This is a genomic window from Paenibacillus pabuli, assembly GCF_039831995.1.
GTDB classification, from domain to species: domain Bacteria; phylum Bacillota; class Bacilli; order Paenibacillales; family Paenibacillaceae; genus Paenibacillus; species Paenibacillus pabuli_C.
Genome location: NZ_JBDOIO010000004.1, coordinates 232,887 through 249,875, shown reverse-complemented (window position 1 = coordinate 249,875; position 16,989 = coordinate 232,887). Strand labels below are relative to the sequence as shown.

Annotated in this window: 16 protein-coding genes; 4 read left to right on the top strand and 12 right to left on the bottom strand. The window is 48.2% G+C overall.

The features are described from left to right. Window positions 1-247: 247 nt before the first annotated feature. The 8 genes from ABGV42_RS20755 to ABGV42_RS20720 form a co-directional block, all read right to left on the bottom strand. The gene (locus ABGV42_RS20755) at window positions 248-1,120 is read right to left on the bottom strand and encodes a metal ABC transporter permease (RefSeq protein WP_347383483.1); all 873 of its coding nucleotides are present in this window, start codon (window positions 1,118-1,120) and stop codon (window positions 248-250) included. Further along, on the bottom strand, window positions 1,120-2,079 hold the full coding sequence (locus ABGV42_RS20750; RefSeq protein WP_347383482.1) for a metal ABC transporter permease: 960 nt from the start codon (window positions 2,077-2,079) through the stop codon (window positions 1,120-1,122). The genes ABGV42_RS20755 and ABGV42_RS20750 overlap by 1 nt, the downstream gene beginning before the upstream one ends. A gap of 2 nt (window positions 2,080-2,081) precedes the next feature. After that, window positions 2,082-2,849: a metal ABC transporter ATP-binding protein gene (locus ABGV42_RS20745; RefSeq protein WP_347384444.1), complete on the bottom strand. Its 768-nt coding sequence runs from the start codon at window positions 2,847-2,849 to the stop codon at window positions 2,082-2,084. An 84-nt stretch (window positions 2,850-2,933) separates the two neighbouring features. Next, complete coding sequence (locus ABGV42_RS20740) at window positions 2,934-3,881, bottom strand: metal ABC transporter solute-binding protein, Zn/Mn family (RefSeq protein WP_347384443.1); 948 nt, start codon at window positions 3,879-3,881, stop codon at window positions 2,934-2,936. A 270-nt stretch (window positions 3,882-4,151) separates the two neighbouring features. Continuing rightward, window positions 4,152-6,128, bottom strand: coding sequence for a peptidoglycan D,D-transpeptidase FtsI family protein (locus ABGV42_RS20735; RefSeq protein ID WP_347383481.1), 1,977 nt, complete (start codon window positions 6,126-6,128; stop codon window positions 4,152-4,154). A gap of 309 nt (window positions 6,129-6,437) precedes the next feature. Further along, complete coding sequence (locus ABGV42_RS20730) at window positions 6,438-8,471, bottom strand: peptidoglycan D,D-transpeptidase FtsI family protein (protein ID WP_347383480.1); 2,034 nt, start codon at window positions 8,469-8,471, stop codon at window positions 6,438-6,440. Between the two features lie 106 nt (window positions 8,472-8,577). Further along, window positions 8,578-9,726: a transglutaminase domain-containing protein gene (locus ABGV42_RS20725; RefSeq protein ID WP_347383479.1), complete on the bottom strand. Its 1,149-nt coding sequence runs from the start codon at window positions 9,724-9,726 to the stop codon at window positions 8,578-8,580. A gap of 18 nt (window positions 9,727-9,744) precedes the next feature. Then, window positions 9,745-10,200, bottom strand: a complete 456-nt coding sequence (locus ABGV42_RS20720) for an ATPase (RefSeq protein ID WP_347383478.1) — start codon at window positions 10,198-10,200, stop codon at window positions 9,745-9,747. A gap of 216 nt (window positions 10,201-10,416) precedes the next feature. Here ABGV42_RS20720 and ABGV42_RS20715 point away from each other — a divergent pair, with 216 nt between their 5' ends. After that, window positions 10,417-11,598, top strand: a complete 1,182-nt coding sequence (locus ABGV42_RS20715) for an MFS transporter (RefSeq protein ID WP_347383477.1) — start codon at window positions 10,417-10,419, stop codon at window positions 11,596-11,598. 168 nt (window positions 11,599-11,766) lie between these two features. Continuing rightward, window positions 11,767-12,114: a toprim domain-containing protein gene (locus ABGV42_RS20710; protein ID WP_095292165.1), complete on the top strand. Its 348-nt coding sequence runs from the start codon at window positions 11,767-11,769 to the stop codon at window positions 12,112-12,114. A 91-nt stretch (window positions 12,115-12,205) separates the two neighbouring features. Here ABGV42_RS20710 and ABGV42_RS20705 read toward each other — a convergent pair whose 3' ends face one another. Both ABGV42_RS20705 and cyoE read right to left on the bottom strand, forming a co-directional pair. Beyond that, a complete protein-coding gene (locus ABGV42_RS20705; RefSeq protein ID WP_347383476.1) occupies window positions 12,206-12,817 on the bottom strand; it encodes an SCO family protein in 612 nt (203 codons plus the stop codon). Between the two features lie 238 nt (window positions 12,818-13,055). After that, window positions 13,056-13,985 (bottom strand): heme o synthase, encoded by a 930-nt coding sequence (cyoE, locus tag ABGV42_RS20700; protein ID WP_347383475.1) that lies wholly within the window; start codon window positions 13,983-13,985, stop codon window positions 13,056-13,058. 257 nt (window positions 13,986-14,242) lie between these two features. Between cyoE and ABGV42_RS20695 the strand changes: the two genes are divergently transcribed. After that, window positions 14,243-15,223 carry a metal-dependent hydrolase gene (locus ABGV42_RS20695; protein WP_347383474.1) on the top strand — a complete coding sequence of 327 codons (981 nt, stop codon included), beginning with the start codon at window positions 14,243-14,245 and terminating at the stop codon, window positions 15,221-15,223. A 107-nt stretch (window positions 15,224-15,330) separates the two neighbouring features. On the opposite strand, the gene ABGV42_RS20690 is transcribed toward ABGV42_RS20695, so the two are convergent. Continuing rightward, window positions 15,331-15,549: an alpha/beta-type small acid-soluble spore protein gene (locus ABGV42_RS20690; RefSeq protein ID WP_347383473.1), complete on the bottom strand. Its 219-nt coding sequence runs from the start codon at window positions 15,547-15,549 to the stop codon at window positions 15,331-15,333. 118 nt (window positions 15,550-15,667) lie between these two features. Between ABGV42_RS20690 and ABGV42_RS20685 the strand changes: the two genes are divergently transcribed. Continuing rightward, a complete protein-coding gene (locus tag ABGV42_RS20685; RefSeq protein WP_175399206.1) occupies window positions 15,668-15,865 on the top strand; it encodes a hypothetical protein in 198 nt (65 codons plus the stop codon). 115 nt (window positions 15,866-15,980) lie between these two features. Here ABGV42_RS20685 and trpS read toward each other — a convergent pair whose 3' ends face one another. After that, window positions 15,981-16,973 carry a tryptophan--tRNA ligase gene (gene trpS, locus ABGV42_RS20680; RefSeq protein ID WP_347383472.1) on the bottom strand — a complete coding sequence of 331 codons (993 nt, stop codon included), beginning with the start codon at window positions 16,971-16,973 and terminating at the stop codon, window positions 15,981-15,983. Window positions 16,974-16,989 lie beyond the last annotated feature (16 nt).

The window sequence follows — 16,989 nt, the reverse complement described above, 5'->3', positions numbered from 1 at the left end:
CCGCCCGGTATCCGCAGGAGGCGGACGCTCCGGACGTCACAGCTAACGACATTTTACCACAGATCATCCAGATGCAACAAAATAACGATCAATCCAAACAACGATTTAAAGGGAGACCAGATCATATGCACTCAACTGCTTGACCAAAACGAGGAAAATCCTCGTCCATATGAATGTCATACCCGATATCCTACTCATCCTAAACGTCAAAAACCGCCTGCGTATGCAGACGGTTTGTATATAGTTCTTAACGTGTGGCGAATTTACGACGAGCGTAGCGGAGTATTATACCATGCTTCGGAGACAGCAAGAGTGCCAAAACAAATAGGATTCCAGCTACCGCCACCATGCAGCCTGCTATGGAAGCATCCATTGCATAAGCCATCATGTAGCCTCCAACCGAGGAAGCAGCACCTACCAGTACGCTGTACAGAATCATTCTACCGAGACGATCCGTGAGCAGATAAGCTGTCGCCGCTGGAACAATCAACATGCCCACCACGAGTATGGACCCCACACTTTCAAATGAAGCCACGGACGTCATGGAAACAAGCCCCATGAGCAGGTAGTGAAACAATACGACCGGAATACCGCAGGCAGCTGCCAGCGCCGGATCGAAGGCACACAGTTTGAACTGTTTATAGAACAGTCCGATGACAACCAGGATGACCAGCAGCGTAATACCCAGCATCCAAACCGCCCTTGGCCCGACATCGGTGCCCCCAAGAGTTAATGTATCCCACTGTACGTAGGCGATCTCACCAAAAAGCACACAGTCCAGATCCAGATCAATATGCTGGGCATTGAGACTGATCAGAATGACACCAACGGCAAAGAGTGCCGTGAATACAATGCCAATGGATGCATCGGAAGACAGCCCTCCGGCCTGCAGGCTTTGAATGAAGAACACCGTTAACAGGCCGAAAATTGTGGCCCCGAGCAGCATCCATAAGGAATCCCTGGAACCGCTCCACAGAAAAGCAATGGCAATCCCGGGAAGCACGGCATGGCTGATGGCATCCCCAACCAGCGCCATTCGCCGCAGGATAAGGAAACAGCCGAGAATAGCACATGCAGACGAAACCAGTACCGCCGTTAATATGATCCAAAATGTAGCCATTACAACTCCCCCCGTTCCTGCTGTGTTCCTTGGGCGGAAAGTGTCTGCAGCGTAGCACGCTCTTCTCGAAGATAAGCCGATTTGGCCTGCATGCTTCGCAAACGGCGAGCCAGTAATCCCCGACGCGGTGCAAGCAGCGCCGAACCGGCAAATAATATCGTAGCTGCAAGAACTGTCACAGGTCCTGTTGGCAGATTAGGAACGAACGTACTGAAAATGGTGCCTGTGGCACCACTCAGAGCACCGAATATGCCTGCAAGCACCACCATAAGTGCAAGTGAATCGGTCCAGCAGCGCGCTGCTGCCGCGGGTGTTACGAGCAAGGCAGCGACGAGAACGACTCCGACTGCCTGAATTCCCGCTACAACCGCGATGACTGTCAGCAGCAAGATCAGCTGTTCCAGCATCGCTACAGGCAACCCCATGCCCCGGGCAAATCCAGGGTCAAAGCTTACGAGCTTAAATTCCTTGAACCATACTAGACAGGCAATGAGTAAAACGAGACAGACACCGCCCATGACGTATACATCCGTCATCACCATGGAGGCTGCCTGACCAAACAAATATTTATCAAGCCCGCTTTGGCTTCCGCTGGCCCCGTGCTGGATGCGGGTCAGCATGACTACACCGATGCCAAAGAATACCGTCAGCACAATCCCCATCGCTGCATCCTGCTTAATTCGTGAATACCGGGTGATCCATGATATCCCGAAGGTAGCAATGATTCCTGCAACGAGTGCACCAAACAGAAAGAGACCTACGGACTTGGTTTCCGTCAACATAAAAGCAATACAGATCCCTGGCAATGCCGCATGTGCCAGTGTATCGCCCATCAAACTTTGGCGGCGCAAAAAAGTAAATGAGCCAATAATGCCACTACTGAACCCGAGCAACAAACAGCCAAGCAAAATCCAGCGTGTGTTGGGGTCAGACAGAATGGAAAGGATCCAGTTCCCCATCGTTACACCTGGCCCTTCTCCGTCCGGCTTCCGATCATCGCAATCCGGCCTCCGTAGGTTTCCTGCAGCGTATCCGGTACAAACACTTCGCTTGTCGGCCCGCCGGCAACCAGTCGCCCGTTGAGCAGCAGCACATAGTCGAAATATTCCTCCACCGTTGCCAGATCGTGATGAACAACGAGTACCGTCTTCCCTTGCTTTTTCAGCTGTTCCAAAAGGGAAATGATGGCCTTTTCCGTTGTGGCATCCACCCCTGCAAACGGCTCATCCATGAAATACAGGTCCGCATCCTGAACCAGTGCACGGGCCAGAAAGACTCGCTGCTGCTGTCCGCCGGACAGCTGGCTGATCTGACGGTACATATAGTCGCCCATTCCCACTTGTTCGAGGCAATGTGCAGCCAGATCCCGTTCTTTCTTGCCTGGACGACGGAACCAGCCCAGATGACCGTACCTGCCCATCATCACCACATCCAGCGCATGGGTTGGAAAATCCCAATCGACTGATTCCCGCTGGGGAACGTAGCCGATCCGGCGCCGCTGCTCACGATAGGACTGACCAAAAATCCGCACCTCACCGTGCATTTTCGGTACCAGTCCGAGTACAGCCTTGATCAGGGTAGACTTCCCGGCCCCGTTCGGACCGAGAATGCCAATCAGCTGGCCTTCCGGTATATCAAAGGAGACCCCGCTGAGAACTGGCTTTTTATGATAGGCCACAGCCAGATCCCGGACACTAAGAGGAGCTGTTATAGGCTGCGCTCCCTGCATGTGATTTGGATTCTTAGATGTAATCATATTCTCAGATAACGTTGTCTTGCTCATGCTGTTTCCACTCCTCTCTGAATAAAATCATTATTTCAGTGCTTCAACAATCGTCTCGGTATTGTGGCGGATCATGCCAATGTAAGTACCTTCTTCTGTTCCTTCAGCACCCATGGCATCCGAGAACAGTTCGCCGCCAATGCTGACCGTATGTCCTTTCTCGGCAGCTCCGGCAATAATCGCTTCCATCGCTTTAGCCGGCACACTGGATTCCACAAATACCGCCTTAATATTGTTATCCACGAGATAATCCCGCAGCTCACTAACATCCTTCGCTCCATACTCGGCTGCTGTACTGATTCCTTGAAGTCCCATCACTTTCATGCCGTAGGCTTCTCCAAAATATCCAAAAGCATCATGGGCTGTAACTAGTACCCGGCTCGCTTCAGGGATCTCCTGGATCTTCTCCCTCACTTCATTGTCTAGTTCCTCAAGTTTCGCCAAATATGCTTCTGCCTGGGTTTTGTAGGCCTCAGCATGATCCGGATCCGCCTCCACAAGCGTATCGCGCACGGCTTCGGCCGCATGCATCCAGTGACTTACATCAAACCAGACGTGTGGATCATATTCCGTACCGCCTGTTTCCTGACCCGAATGCAATTCGTCTACTGGAATGCCGTCTGTTACGGCGGTTACCGTTTTGCTCTTGGACATCTTCTCCAAAATGTCAGTCATTTTGCCTTCCAGATGCAGCCCGTTATATAAAATGACTTCGGCTTGCTCCAGTTTGCGGATATCTCCTTGCGATGCCTTGTACAAGTGGGGGTCAACGCCTGGACCCATTAGCCCGGTAACGTCAACATATTCCCCTCCGATCTCACGTGCTACATCTGCAATCATGCCTGTGGTTGCCGTGACCTGCATCTTCCCTTCAGTGCTTCCCGTGTCTGCCGAACTGGAGCAAGCTGTCAATACAACAACCAAAACCATGGCCGTGAGCGTCATGAACCCTCTTTGAATACTCCTCATTTTCACCATTAACAACTCCAATCTCTCCTTTCCCTCTCCTAACATAATTGTCCATACCTAATTTTGTTGTACAAGGTATTAAGTTTTATACTAAGCTAATAATGTTTCCCTTGTGCAAATTTTAGCCGATGCAAAATAAAAAGGCAAGGGATAATTTCCCTTGCCTGTCCGGTTCCGTATATCAGCCTTTTCACTGGCTGTTTTGCAGGATCATGATATGGAATAACCCACTGCACGTGTTAATCTCCGTTACTTTGGTACCTCTCCTCAAATCTTGCTTTACTCTTTGTCCTTCTCCTGATCCTTTTTCCCTTTTGGTGTCCCGTCCAGACCGTACACCTCATCGTATGCATCGAAGATTTTGCGTGCAATCGGGGACGCACTGACAGACCCGAATCCGCCTTCCGGTACAACAACCGCGATGGCCAGTTTTGGATTCTCACGCGGTGCAAATGCGATAAACACACCGTTCTCCTTTTTATTCGGTCCGGTTCCCTGCTCGGACGTACCTGTTTTACGGGCATAGTCGTAAGGGAATCCGTCAAACGAGCTTACTTTTGTGACCATGCCGCGATGTACTTCATTCCAGTATGCATCCGCAAAATCCACTTCGTTTAAAACTTTAGGTTTAATTTTTTTAACGACATTGCCTTCTGCGTCACGGATTTCTTTCACCAAATGAGGCTCCATCCGTTTGCCCTTATTGGCAAGCATCGTGGTATATTGTGCGAGCTGAAGTGTCGTGTACTTCGCTTGTTGACCAAACGAGGCAAACGCCAGACGTGTCAAGGCAGATTCATCTTTATCTTTATATTCCAGTGTGCCCAGGTACTCTCCTGGCAGATCCACGCCTGTAGAGACCCCCAAGCCGAAATCTTTCATGTATTCGTCCCACTTATCAATCCCTTTGTCTGAGCCATATTTATTCAGCAAACGTTTGCCTACCATATCAATCATAAATGCATTGGAAGACTTCTCAATGGCGCGTCTTGCAGTGATATGACCATTAAAGGCTGAGTGGGAGTTTCTCACCTGTCGTCCGTCTTTCCCCAGAATGGCATATCCCTGATCGTAATAGGTCTGGCCTGCTGTAAATAAGCCCTCTTTCAGACCGATAAGTACACTAAGAGGCTTGATGACAGAACCAAGCAGGACCACGGATTCGGCATGTCTGGGCTTGGAATCATTCGGCGGGAAGGAAGCAATCGTCCCATTACGGTACACGTATTTGATCTTGTCATAATCCCAATCATTCGGATCATAGTCCGGCATGCTGGCCATGGCAACAACATTCCCGGTATCCACTTCCATGGCAACTGCATACCCGGTGATCGCTTTGGGCAGCTTGCGCAGTTCATCTGTAATCGCTTGCTGAGCTGCCAGCTGGATTTCCTTATTAATCGTTGATACCAAGCTGTACCCTTTTTCGGGCGGTGTCTGCACCATGGTCCCTTCCGGCAAATTTCTTGCATTAATATCAATGGATTGGTAGCCACTACGTCCACGGAGCTCCTCTTGATATTGAAATTCCAGTCCACCTACTCCAACCATTTCCTGCTGAGTATAGCGGAGACCTGGATCCCGTTCCGTTGCCAGTGATTTACTTATTTCTTTATACTTATCCAGATTATTCTGTTGACCCTTGAACTCTCTTGTGTAGCCAATCACCTGAACAGCAACCCTGTCAGGATCGTATTTTCTTATATTCTCTTCCAGTACCATAGCCCCTGGATAGTCAGCCTTTTTCTCCATAAAATAAGCGATTTCTTTCGTATTCAGATCGGATTTAACCAACCTTGGTGTGTACCCGTGTGTCTTTTGGTAATCCAGATCAAGTCGCTTCATAATTTCCTCAGCGTCCGGCTGTTCCTTGTCACCAGGGTTAAACTCCTTGAACACCGCAGCCAGATCATCTGCCAGTTTCTGAGCTTCTTCCTGCCGGGAACCATTACTGTAGTCTTCATACAACAATACATACAGAGACTGCACAGGCTCGGAGTACGCTAACGCCACTTCCCCCGTGGCATCATAGATCGGTCCACGCACAGGTGCAAGAGGAATGTCTTTTGTATTACGGGACGTTTCCATGTACGTCAATTCAGGTCCCTCGACAAACTGCACAAAAGCTAATCGGAAAATAAGAATACTGAAGATGACAAATGCAGCGAAAAAAAACAGGTTTATTCTTGCCGCAGACGGTTTGTTGACAGCTGCATCCTCATCGGATGCTTTCTTGCTCCTCCATCGGTTAAACATGTAAGCCTCTCCGTTCTATATCAAATAGTTATTAACAGTCTGAATAAATGCACAACTCTAAAAATTCTCCACTATAAGTCTATCAAAGGTTGATTAACACGTCTTCCTAATTTTGGTTACATTTTCGTAAACTAGAGACAACCCCTTCTCCATTGTTGACCTGGAATATTGTGTATCTATCCACTCAATTTATTAAACGTATTACGTACCCCTGAAGTTACACTGAATTATGTAAATGTCTGTTCCATTTCTTAACTCCATTAAGCAAAAGAAGAGGACCCATAAGGGCCCTCTTCTTAACGATATGAATTACTGCGTTGCTGTCTCATCTGTTTCTTCGGTTTTATCTTTCTTCGGTACACCGTCCAGACCGAACTCCTCGTCATACGCATCGAAGATCGCACGTGCAACCGGAGCCGCACTGTTGGAACCGAATCCCCCTTCAGGGATGACCACGGCTACAGCCAGCTTTGGATTTTCCCGCGGCGCATAAGCGATAAATACCCCGTTGTCGACCAATTTTCCGCCGACTAGCTGCGTCGATGTTCCTGTTTTTCTGGCAAAATCATAAGGGAAGCCGCTAAATGCCGTAACCTCCGTAGCCATGCCTCGTTGTACCTCATTCCAATAAGCGTCATTGAAATCGACCGTACTTAGCACTTTTGGTTTCACTTTCTCAACAACATTACCCTCGGAATCTCGGATCTCATCCACCAGTTGCGGTTGCATCCGTTTACCCTTGTTGGCCAGCATTGTGGTGTACTGTGCTAACTGCATGGTTGTATATTTCCCTTGCTGACCAAAGGAAGCATATACCAACTTGGTCAAGGAACTCTCGGAGCTTTCCCTGTATTCTTTGAGACCAGGCCGCTCATTAGGCAAATCTACCTCTGTAGGTACACCAAGGCCGAATTGCTCCATGTATTCATCCCATACATCAACGCCCTTTGCACCATACGTCGAGTATAACTTCTTACCGATTTCATCAATCATAAACACGTTTGAGGAATGACGAATCGCATCATGTGGAGTCAACGGACCGTATACGTGACCGGAAGAGTTCTGTACTCTGCGGTTATCCCCACCGAAAGTTGTAGAACCCCTGTCTGGATATACGGTATTAGTAGTGAAGAAACCTTCCTTTAGACCGATCAATACACTCAGAGGTTTGATGGTGGAACCAAGCAATACAACTGATTCTGCCCGTTTACCGGAGTCATCTGGCGGGAAACCACGAATCGTACCATTCTGGTAAATATATTTGATTCTATCGTAATCTTCGGTGCTTATCCCACCCGTTTTCCAAACATTGGTGTCATAATCTGGCATACTGGCTGATGCAACAATTTTTCCTGTGTCCACTTCCATCGCTACCGCAAAACCTGTCTTGGCATTGGGGTGCAGTCTGCCGGAAACCGGATGCGTATGCAGCCAGCTCAGTTGATCCAGGATCGCCTGCTCGGTCTTCACCTGCACGTTTTTGTTAATGTTTGTAATCAGGTCATAGCCCTTCTCAGGTGGAGTAGATCCTGCGACGCCCTCAGGCAAATTCCGTAAATCCACGTCGACGGAGTTATAACCGCTTTTTCCGCGCAGAATGTCCTGGTATTGCAGTTCAAGTCCGTCAAATCCGACAAACTCGTTTTCCGTATACACCAGTCCAGGATCCGTTTGCGTTTTGTTCGCTTCATCAACCTCTTTATATTTATCCAGTGTTTTGGAGCTTTTGAATTTTTTCAAATATCCGATCGTCTGAACAGCCACGGTGTCCGGATCATAGTAACGCACACTTTCTTCCACAATCTGAATTCCTGTGAATTCATCCTTATGCTGAAGGAAGTATGCCACTTCTTCCTCAGACAGATCACTCTTGATAAGTCGAGGCATAAAACCATTCGCCTTGCGGGAATTCAGGTCCATCGCTTCAATAATCTGATCAACGGTAAGGGACTCCGATTCCTTGGTTTTGTACTGTTCAAACACATCATGCAGCCTTGTTGCAATATCCTGAGCTTCCGGGAAGTTTGGACTTGGTTGTCCGTTCACATCCCCATAGTTTTTATAAAGCGTCAGGTATAGGGACTGAATCGGCTTGGAATACGCCAGCTTCACCTCACCGGTTGAATCATAGATGGTTCCTCTCACCGGAGCGAGCGGTACGTCTTTGGTAATGTTACTGGCTTCTTCCTGACTGAGCTCAGGCCCTTCCACGAATTGCAGAAACGCCAGTCGTACGATAATAACGCTAAAAATAACAAAGGAAGCGAAGAAAAATACGTTCATCCGGTAACTGAAACGCCTTTTGTCCGTAAGTTCATCCTTCTCTTTTGAATGATTGTTCATTCATCCTACCTCTTTCATGACTTGATGCATACCGCTCTTAGAAGTTCAGCCGCGGCATGATAACCTGGCAACGTCGTCATAATCCGGAACCCTGTCCGGTGTAATGTTATGCTGTCTGATCTTTCAGATGGGTATCGGCAAAATTCGGAGGATTGAACCAGTCACCGCTCACCGCCCATGTCGGATCAAGCGGAATCCAGCTCTGGGAATCACTCAAATAAATTTCATTCCATGCATGTGGACCATATCCGCCCTGACCGTTGTACCCAAGACCTGTAACGACCTTAACATCCAGCCCTTGTGAACGAGCCATGACCGCATACAGACGAGCGTAATCAATGCATACGCCTTTACGGGTATCAAACGTGTTCTGCGGCGTCTGTTCATGCCATATGCCCTTTTGCTCATAATCATCCACTTTCCCGTAATCATATTGAATGCGGGAACCAACCCAATCATACAAGGCGCGCGCTTTTGCTTCATCCGTCGTATGACCTTTTACAATCTCGCTAGCGGCAGATTCAATATCTGCCGGAATATTGTGGTCAATGACCTCATACTTCCGCTGCAAAATTCCGCCCAGTTCCTTTTGCACTGCCTGTGTAAATACAGGCAGCTTGTCCTTGATCAAATTGCCGGATAACGGTTCAATGACGGACTTTGCTCCCTGCATATAGATCGGCGAAGCCTCTACATACCGGCTGAACATGCTTCCGGGATACAGGCTGACAATCATGAAAAGAACGGCAATGACAATCATCCCGCGGGCCGAACCAATGAATGCACCTATTACTGCACCCATAAAACGGCTAATAATGCCTTTGGGACTGCTCTCTTGTTCTGCCGAGTGATATCTCCTTCTGAAGAAAAGGGAAGAGAACAAGCCAAGAATCAGACGAATAAATCCATAGCTAAGCACAAACAACACGGCAAACCGCATCAATGGAAAATCGGCAATCGCCGTAACCAACGTATAATACATCTGCTCCCATCGGTTCAGATCCCGATTCGGCATGGCTGAAGCATGTGCAGATAACCACTGCTGCACATACGGCGCCAGCCAAAGGGTCAAACCGATGGACAGCAAAATGCCAATGACCGCCATAATGCCATCCATCAGGAAGCCAAAAAGTCTTCCTGCAGAACGCGAAGCCCCTCTGGACCAACCCTGAAGCAATGAAGCTGCCACAATCAATAACAGCATAATCGTGATGCCATTGAACTCCTTCAGGCTGTCCAGCCAACTCTGCAACACGTATCCATTCCCCCTTTGCTAAGAAGCTGGTGCTGTTACATTTCCTCTGGCCTGATCGACAAAAGTACGTATCGTTTCATTGTCGAGATTCCATTCACCCAGTGAAATTCCGCGAAAAGTCACATTGACCTTGTTCGATCCGGCTGTACCTTTAATTTCCACATTGGGACTCGTAATGGTGAACTGTCCATCCTGTCCTTTGGCATAGGTGGCCTTGGAGGCTTCCTTCACCATCATATTGGTCGCTTCCTTTTTCAATGTGTCCATCGTACTGGTCTGCACATCCGAAACCGTCTGTTTAATCTGATCGATGGAGATGCCGCTGTATATCAACAGAGCCGCAATAATGATGATGGCAATCGCCCATTTCAATACGGTTTTGACCACATTCAGAACAAAGAACAAAATGATCAGCGCTACGACGATCACCAGCCAGTTCTGCATCACAAACTCTTTGATTACTTCTATGTTCATGATTACACCTTCCGTATTAGAGTTAAGAAATCACACTTCCCGAATATTATACATGATTTCCGAACCCGCTGTCAGCTAAGCACTCTCTCGTAAAAATAAAGGGTCTAAGTTCGTCCAGATGAACGTACAAGTAGTACCATGAGGTTTTGCATGAAGAACGGGAACGTTTTTGACGACCTGACACGAGCATGCATCGTTTAACAAGGAGGGGCTTTTGTGAAAACGGCCATCTGGCTCTATCTATTTTTGTTTCTTGCTGTTTTTGACCTGCACGCCCAGTATCCCATCCTGACCCCTTTTGCCATCTCGCTCGGGGCTGCACCCACGTTCATTGGGTGGATGATGGGTATCTACTCCTTGACTCATCTTCCCGGCAATTTGATTGCCGGCACCCAAATCGATAAACACGGCAGCCGGCGTTATATCGTGTTCAGTCTGCTTGGGGCCGGCATTATTCTGCTGCTCCAAGCCCATATTCACACACCATGGCAGCTGCTTGCGCTTCGTTCCATCAGTGGATTTGTGCTCGCTTTTCTGTCTCCGGCCTGTCTGGCCCTGCTTGCACAGCTGTCGACCAACCCGGTCACTCAGGGCAAATATATGTCCGGCCATGGTGTCGTGCATACGCTGGCGTCTGTCGTATCTCCGGCTGCCGGAGCACTGATTGTAGGGGCTTTGGGGTTCTCAGCTACATTTTCGAGTCTTGGATACCTTCTCATTCTGTCAGGCATGATTGCCTGGCTGTCCATGCCCAAGGGGCTGGTCGATGTTCAGCGAGAGAAAGAAACCGTGCCGCCCAAGCCTGCTAATCTCGGAGGCAGCTCTAGTACCTTTATTCCTGTCTCCTGGCGTTATTTTGCATTGCCGCTGGTCATTGCGTGTGCGCAGGGGATTCTGTTTTTTGAATTGCCTCTTCGGGGCGGTGGGCATTCATCCATGATGTCTACGGGATTATTGTTTTCGGTCATTAGTATCGGGGCACTTCTGACCCTCAGCATGCTGTTTCTTAACCGCTATTCGCCCAAGCTGCGTTTAACTGCGGGTGTCCTGCTGATGTCTCTCTGCTTCTTCACGCTGGCAGCCTTTCCGGACATTCCTCTGGCGGCTGTGCTCTTTGTACTCGGCATGTCCAAAGGGATTACTTTCCCGGCCATGGCCACCCTGTTCATTCGTTTAAGCGGCGGAAGCAAGCTGGGACGCATTTTTTCATTGCAGTCCATCGCGACCTCCATCGGGTCCTTCATTGGCCCAATCACCGCAGGTCAGCTGCGTGCAGGTGTCTCGCCGTATTTCATCGCGTTTATTCTATTAATGGTGGGTATTCTGCTCCTTCCATACTTCACCAGCAGACGTGAAGCATCCCTGTCCTCAACCGATCCGAATAGCGTGCTGGGTTAGCGTGATCCAATCCGTATGTAAGTCCCCTTTTTATTGAAATGGCTTAAATTCACCTTTGCTTTGCATCATTCCCCCATTTACCGCTACACTATATATAATCCAGTCGATTTTCGCTGCAACATTTCCCGGGGAATGTCGACACTAGCTCTCGAACAAGAGGTGAATATCATGCCTATTCATGTCATTGTGGAAGGTAAGAATGATCGCAGCAAGCTGAAGCGTCTCGTAGGGCCGGAAATCAACATTTTATGTACATTCGGCACACTGAATTCGCTCAAACTGGAGTCGCTGCGCAAACAGGTTGGTTATGATGAAGTATATCTGTTTATGGATAATGACAGTTCGGGCAAAAAAATAAGAGGTGTGCTGCGGGACGCTTTCCCTGATGCAGTGCAGATGTATACGAGGCGTGGTTATGCTGGTGTAGAAGGAACACCTGATGAATACATCATTGCCCAGTTGGAGAAGGCCGGATTGGAAGAGTACATTCAATACCCCGAGTACCCGTCATTCTAAAAGTCAAAACGACGACATAAGGCTGCTTACCGGTTATTTTACCAACCCGGCCAGCAGCCTTTGCTATGATACGAATATGATTAAAACAGCTTTATTCGTTGATTAGGTTGCGGATATCCTCAGCAATCACTGCAGGCTCGACATCCTCTGTATTAAATGCATTATACACCTTGCGCAGCTTGTTGTTCTGATCGACCAGACCAATCATGTTCATATGGGCAAAATCTTCCTTGCTCTCGCCTTCAATCAGAATCTGAAATGAATCCTTGGCGAGCTGCTTCGTTTTATCCATATCCCCTCGCAGGAAATACCACCCGTCATAATCCGCGTGAAAGCGGTCCGCGAATTCCTTGATTTTCTCCTTGGTATCGACTTCCGGATCAAATGAAATCGAAACAAAGGAAGCATCCTTGCCGAATGTGCCATCTTCCTTCAACAAATCCTGCACCTGAGACAACGTAAACGTCGTAATTGGGCATACGTCAGGACAACTGGTGAAATAAAAATAGAATAGACGCACCTTGCCCTTGGTATCATCAAGCGAAACGGTCTTTCCATCCACATTTTCCATGGAGAAGGATTGGATCTCCCGAATCTCGGGTAATTTCTCCTTGCTGGCAAACACGGTGCCCCACATGAGGTAAACAGCCATAATCAGTGCGAGACCCAGCAGCATCCAGGTCCATTTGTACTTTTTCAGCATCGTCCTCGTCCTTTCTCTGATCTGTCCATATGAATACGCATACATAACTTACTTGAGCTTAGATGAATATCGTTTCATGCGGGGATGTCACGTTATGAAGAACTAAGGTAGCTTCTTTTTCTTGGAATTGCATATGTATACGAAGAACCCCGCTCTTGGTGGGACCCTTCCTTATTGTAACCGTTCTTGATGCAGATGCCCAAGCATTTATTTTGCCTAGTTCCAGTACTTCATCCGGTTATTTATGAACTGTATCCAGGATCATCAGTATGAAGCTTAGAGACAGATAATTAATGGAGTAAAGGAATACCTTTTTGGCCCAGGCGTCTGTATTCTGTGCACGAAAACCTTTGAGTGCGTAATAGAGCCACAGTACCGACAGAACCAGTGATACCGTCAGATAGAAAATCCCGGCATAACCGTATGCATACATCAGAATGGGAACAAAAATCTGCAACACCAGATAAGGAATCATTTGAATCTTGGTGCGCTCGATGCCCTTCACCACTGGCAGCAGCGGGAATCCACCTGCCCGGTAATCTTCTACCCGGCGGATGGCGAGCGCCCAGAAATGCGGAGGTTGCCACAGGAACAACATGGCAAGAAGAAGCCATGCCCCCAGGTCTAGACGTCCCGTCACAGCGACATAACCGATAACTGGCGGCATTGCACCAGACAAACCACCAATGGATGTGCTCCATGTCGAAGATCGTTTTAACCAGAGTGTGTATATAACAACATAGACAAACATGCCAAAAATGCCGCATAATCCGGCAAGCATACCCGAGAAAGCAAAAAGAACGGATAAGCCAAGCACGCCCAACATAATGGCATACGACAGAACCACCTTTGGTGTTAGCCTTCCTGTCGGCAAGGACCGGTTGCGGGTACGTTCCATTTTCAAATCAAGCTCACGATCAAAATAATTGTTAAACACGCAGGAAGAAGCCATAACAAGTGCTGTTCCAAGTAAGGTCAGCAGCAGCTTCACCATGTTGATATCCCACTGGGATGCCAGCCAAAAGCCTCCAAAAACGGCAATGAGATTGGTCCGGAGTATTCCTGGTTTGGTGATGTGAATAAAGTCTTTCCACGATCCCGGCTTGGTCGGAGGCGAGTTCAATGTTGCAGAATCGGAAGAAGCCTGGTATCCCAACTGATTGTCCACGCTTGGTTAATCCCCCTTAATTCTCGGTTTGGAGGTTTCTCTCTTTGTCTCCGATATAAAGTTTATCATAGGAAAATGACCAAGAGTATGACAATGCTCGTACAAATGCTGGGCGAAATGGGCTTCTTATGACATCTTTTTCGGGATTTGGCTGTTTTGCGTCAAGGCAGGCGGATAATATACACTATATATGGGTATCACCTAGATAGAGAATCAATAATATGATGAAATCGAGCTACACTACAAAGGAGACGTTTATGGATACTTCTACACATTTTGTCATGGGTATCGGTTTGGCAGGCCTGGCTTATGTCGATCCTGTCGTGGCTTCCAGCCCCATGCTCGCGGCTGCGGTGATGGTGGGTACCATTGCAGGCTCCCAGGCACCTGACATTGATACGGCGCTGCGTCTCAAAAGCAACTCATTGTACATTCGAAATCATCGGGGCATGTCTCACTCGCCACCTTTTCTACTGCTATGGGTTTTGCTCATCACGGGCGTTATTGCACTGATCTTCCCCGATGTTCCTATTGGACACGTCGCTGCTTGGACAGCTGTAGCCGTGGGCGTTCACGTTTTTACGGATCTGTTCAACACCTATGGAACCCAGGCAGCAAGGCCATTCTCAGAACGTTGGATTGCCTGGAACATCATTCATATTTTTGATCCGTTTCTCTTTGCCTCGCATGTGGTGGCGATCCTGCTGTGGGCCTTTGACCTGATAGCCCCTGCTCCGTTATTTGTCACACTGTATATCGTTATAGGCCTCTACTATGTATGGCGAATTATTGCTCATGCCCAGGCCGTAGCCAAAGTGAAAAGGCTGGACAACAAGAAACCGGCGCTTCGTTATATCGTCATTCCAACGATATCCTGGAACCGCTGGCATGTGGTGAAGCATTTTGCAGATGACAGTTATGAAATTGGGAAAATGGATGGAGCAGAGCTGACCTGGCATCTGCATGCCTCGTCTTCCACTCATGCGGCTGTAGCTGCCTCACGTAAATCACCAGAGGTAAATGCCTTTCTCTACTTCACCTCCTATGCGGTTGCAGAGGTAGAGGAGCTACCTGCGGGATATAAAGTGCGATGGGCAGATGTACGGTATCGACACCGGAAGCAGTATCCGTTTGTCGCTGTGGTCGTGATGGACCGCAATTTTGAAACGATTGATACGTACGTGGGCTGGTTAAGCGATGAAAAAATGGATAAAAAACTTTTATCTGCACGGTCTTGACGAGAAGGACTGGGGAAGGCACAATCAAGTAAGGAACTGTTGCGCGACTAAAAGCCCGGAGCGTTTCCGCTCCGGGCCTTTATTTTGTTGCTTTCTTTTATGATGAATTATTTGCCAGACCCAGACAATTGTTGCTCAGCAAGTTGTACCAGACGTTTGGTGATGTAACCACCCAGAGAACCTGTCTCACGGGAAGTGTAGTTACCGTAGTAACCGTCTTGCGGGATTGTTACACCCAGTTCCTGTGCAGCTTCCATTTTCAATTGTTGCAGTGCTGCAGTTGCTTGAGGTACCACCAAGTTGTTAGAACGAGATCCTTGAGCCATATTTAAAATCTCCTTTCAATCTGTGTCTGTAATGTATTGCAAGCTTGCAAGATTATTATGGCTCGCACGCTTCAAGTTATACGGAGATTCATTAAATTTGTGATGGAGGTTTTTCCCAATGAGTAAAGGTTTGTCCTTATGGTTCGCATTCTCCTCGATTGTTTTGTTAACGGTTTCAGCGATTTCGATTTCTTATAACGGCTGGTTAGCCTCGCTGCTGTTTATTCTATCCATTGCCAATATCGGCTGGGGATTCGTCATTCGTGCCAAGAAGGAACGTCAGGAAGTACGCTCCACGTCCGAATCAACATCCTGACCAGGAAGAGTCCATTTTCCTAATTTAGAGCAAAAAAGAGAGGAGCCACTGGCTCCTCTCTTTTTGCAACCATTAACCTTGTGAAGCTTACATGGAGTCATTTTATCTCCGATGCCTATACCGTACGTCTAGGAACAAACCCCATGCGATCTTTCACATCATGAAGCGTTTTGGCAGCCACTGTTTCAGCACGGCGTGCCGATGTGTCCAGAATCTCGGCCAATTCGCCGGATTCGCGAATTTCACGATAACGTTCCTGCAGCGGTTCAATAACGGAGACAACCACTTCGGCCAATTCTTTCTTGAACGGACCATACATTTTACCCTCGTAACGTTCTGCTACTTCATTTAGCGTAATGCCTGCACATTCTGCATAGATGCTCATCAGATTGCTGACCTCTGGCTTGTTGGCCGGGTCATAAATCACTTCGCGACCGGAATCCGTCGTGGCACGGCTGATTTTCTTGCGGATTACATCTGGCGCATCCAACAGGGCAATGTAGCTGCCCGCATTCGGATTACTTTTACTCATTTTCGAGGAAGCATCGTCCAGGGACATCACGCGTGCGCCCACCTGCGGAATATACGGGTCCGGAATTGTAAAGTATTCTCCATAACGGTGATTGAAACGGCCTGCCAGATCACGGGTGAGTTCCAAATGCTGCTTCTGATCCTCGCCTACAGGTACGAGGTCCGCATTGTACAGCAAAATGTCAGCTGCCATCAATGAAGGATATACGAACAAACCCGCACCAACAGAGTCCTTGCCTGAAGATTTATCCTTGAACTGGGTCATCCGCTCCAGTTCACCCATCGATGTCAGTGTCGTCATCAACCATCCAAGCTCAGCATGCTGAGGAACATGGGATTGCAGGAACACATTTGATTTGGTTGGATCAATCCCCGCTGCTAGAAACAGTGCAGCGACAGCTTCAGATTGTTCACGCAGTGCAGCCGGCTCCTGAGCCACGGTTACTGCGTGGAGATCTACCACCATAAAATGGCATTGGTAATCATGCTGCAGCTTCACAAAGTTCTTGATTGCACCAATATAGTTGCCCAGGGTAAGTTTACCGCTCGGCTGGATTCCAGATAATACAGTTTTCATAAGTCACTTGCGCCTC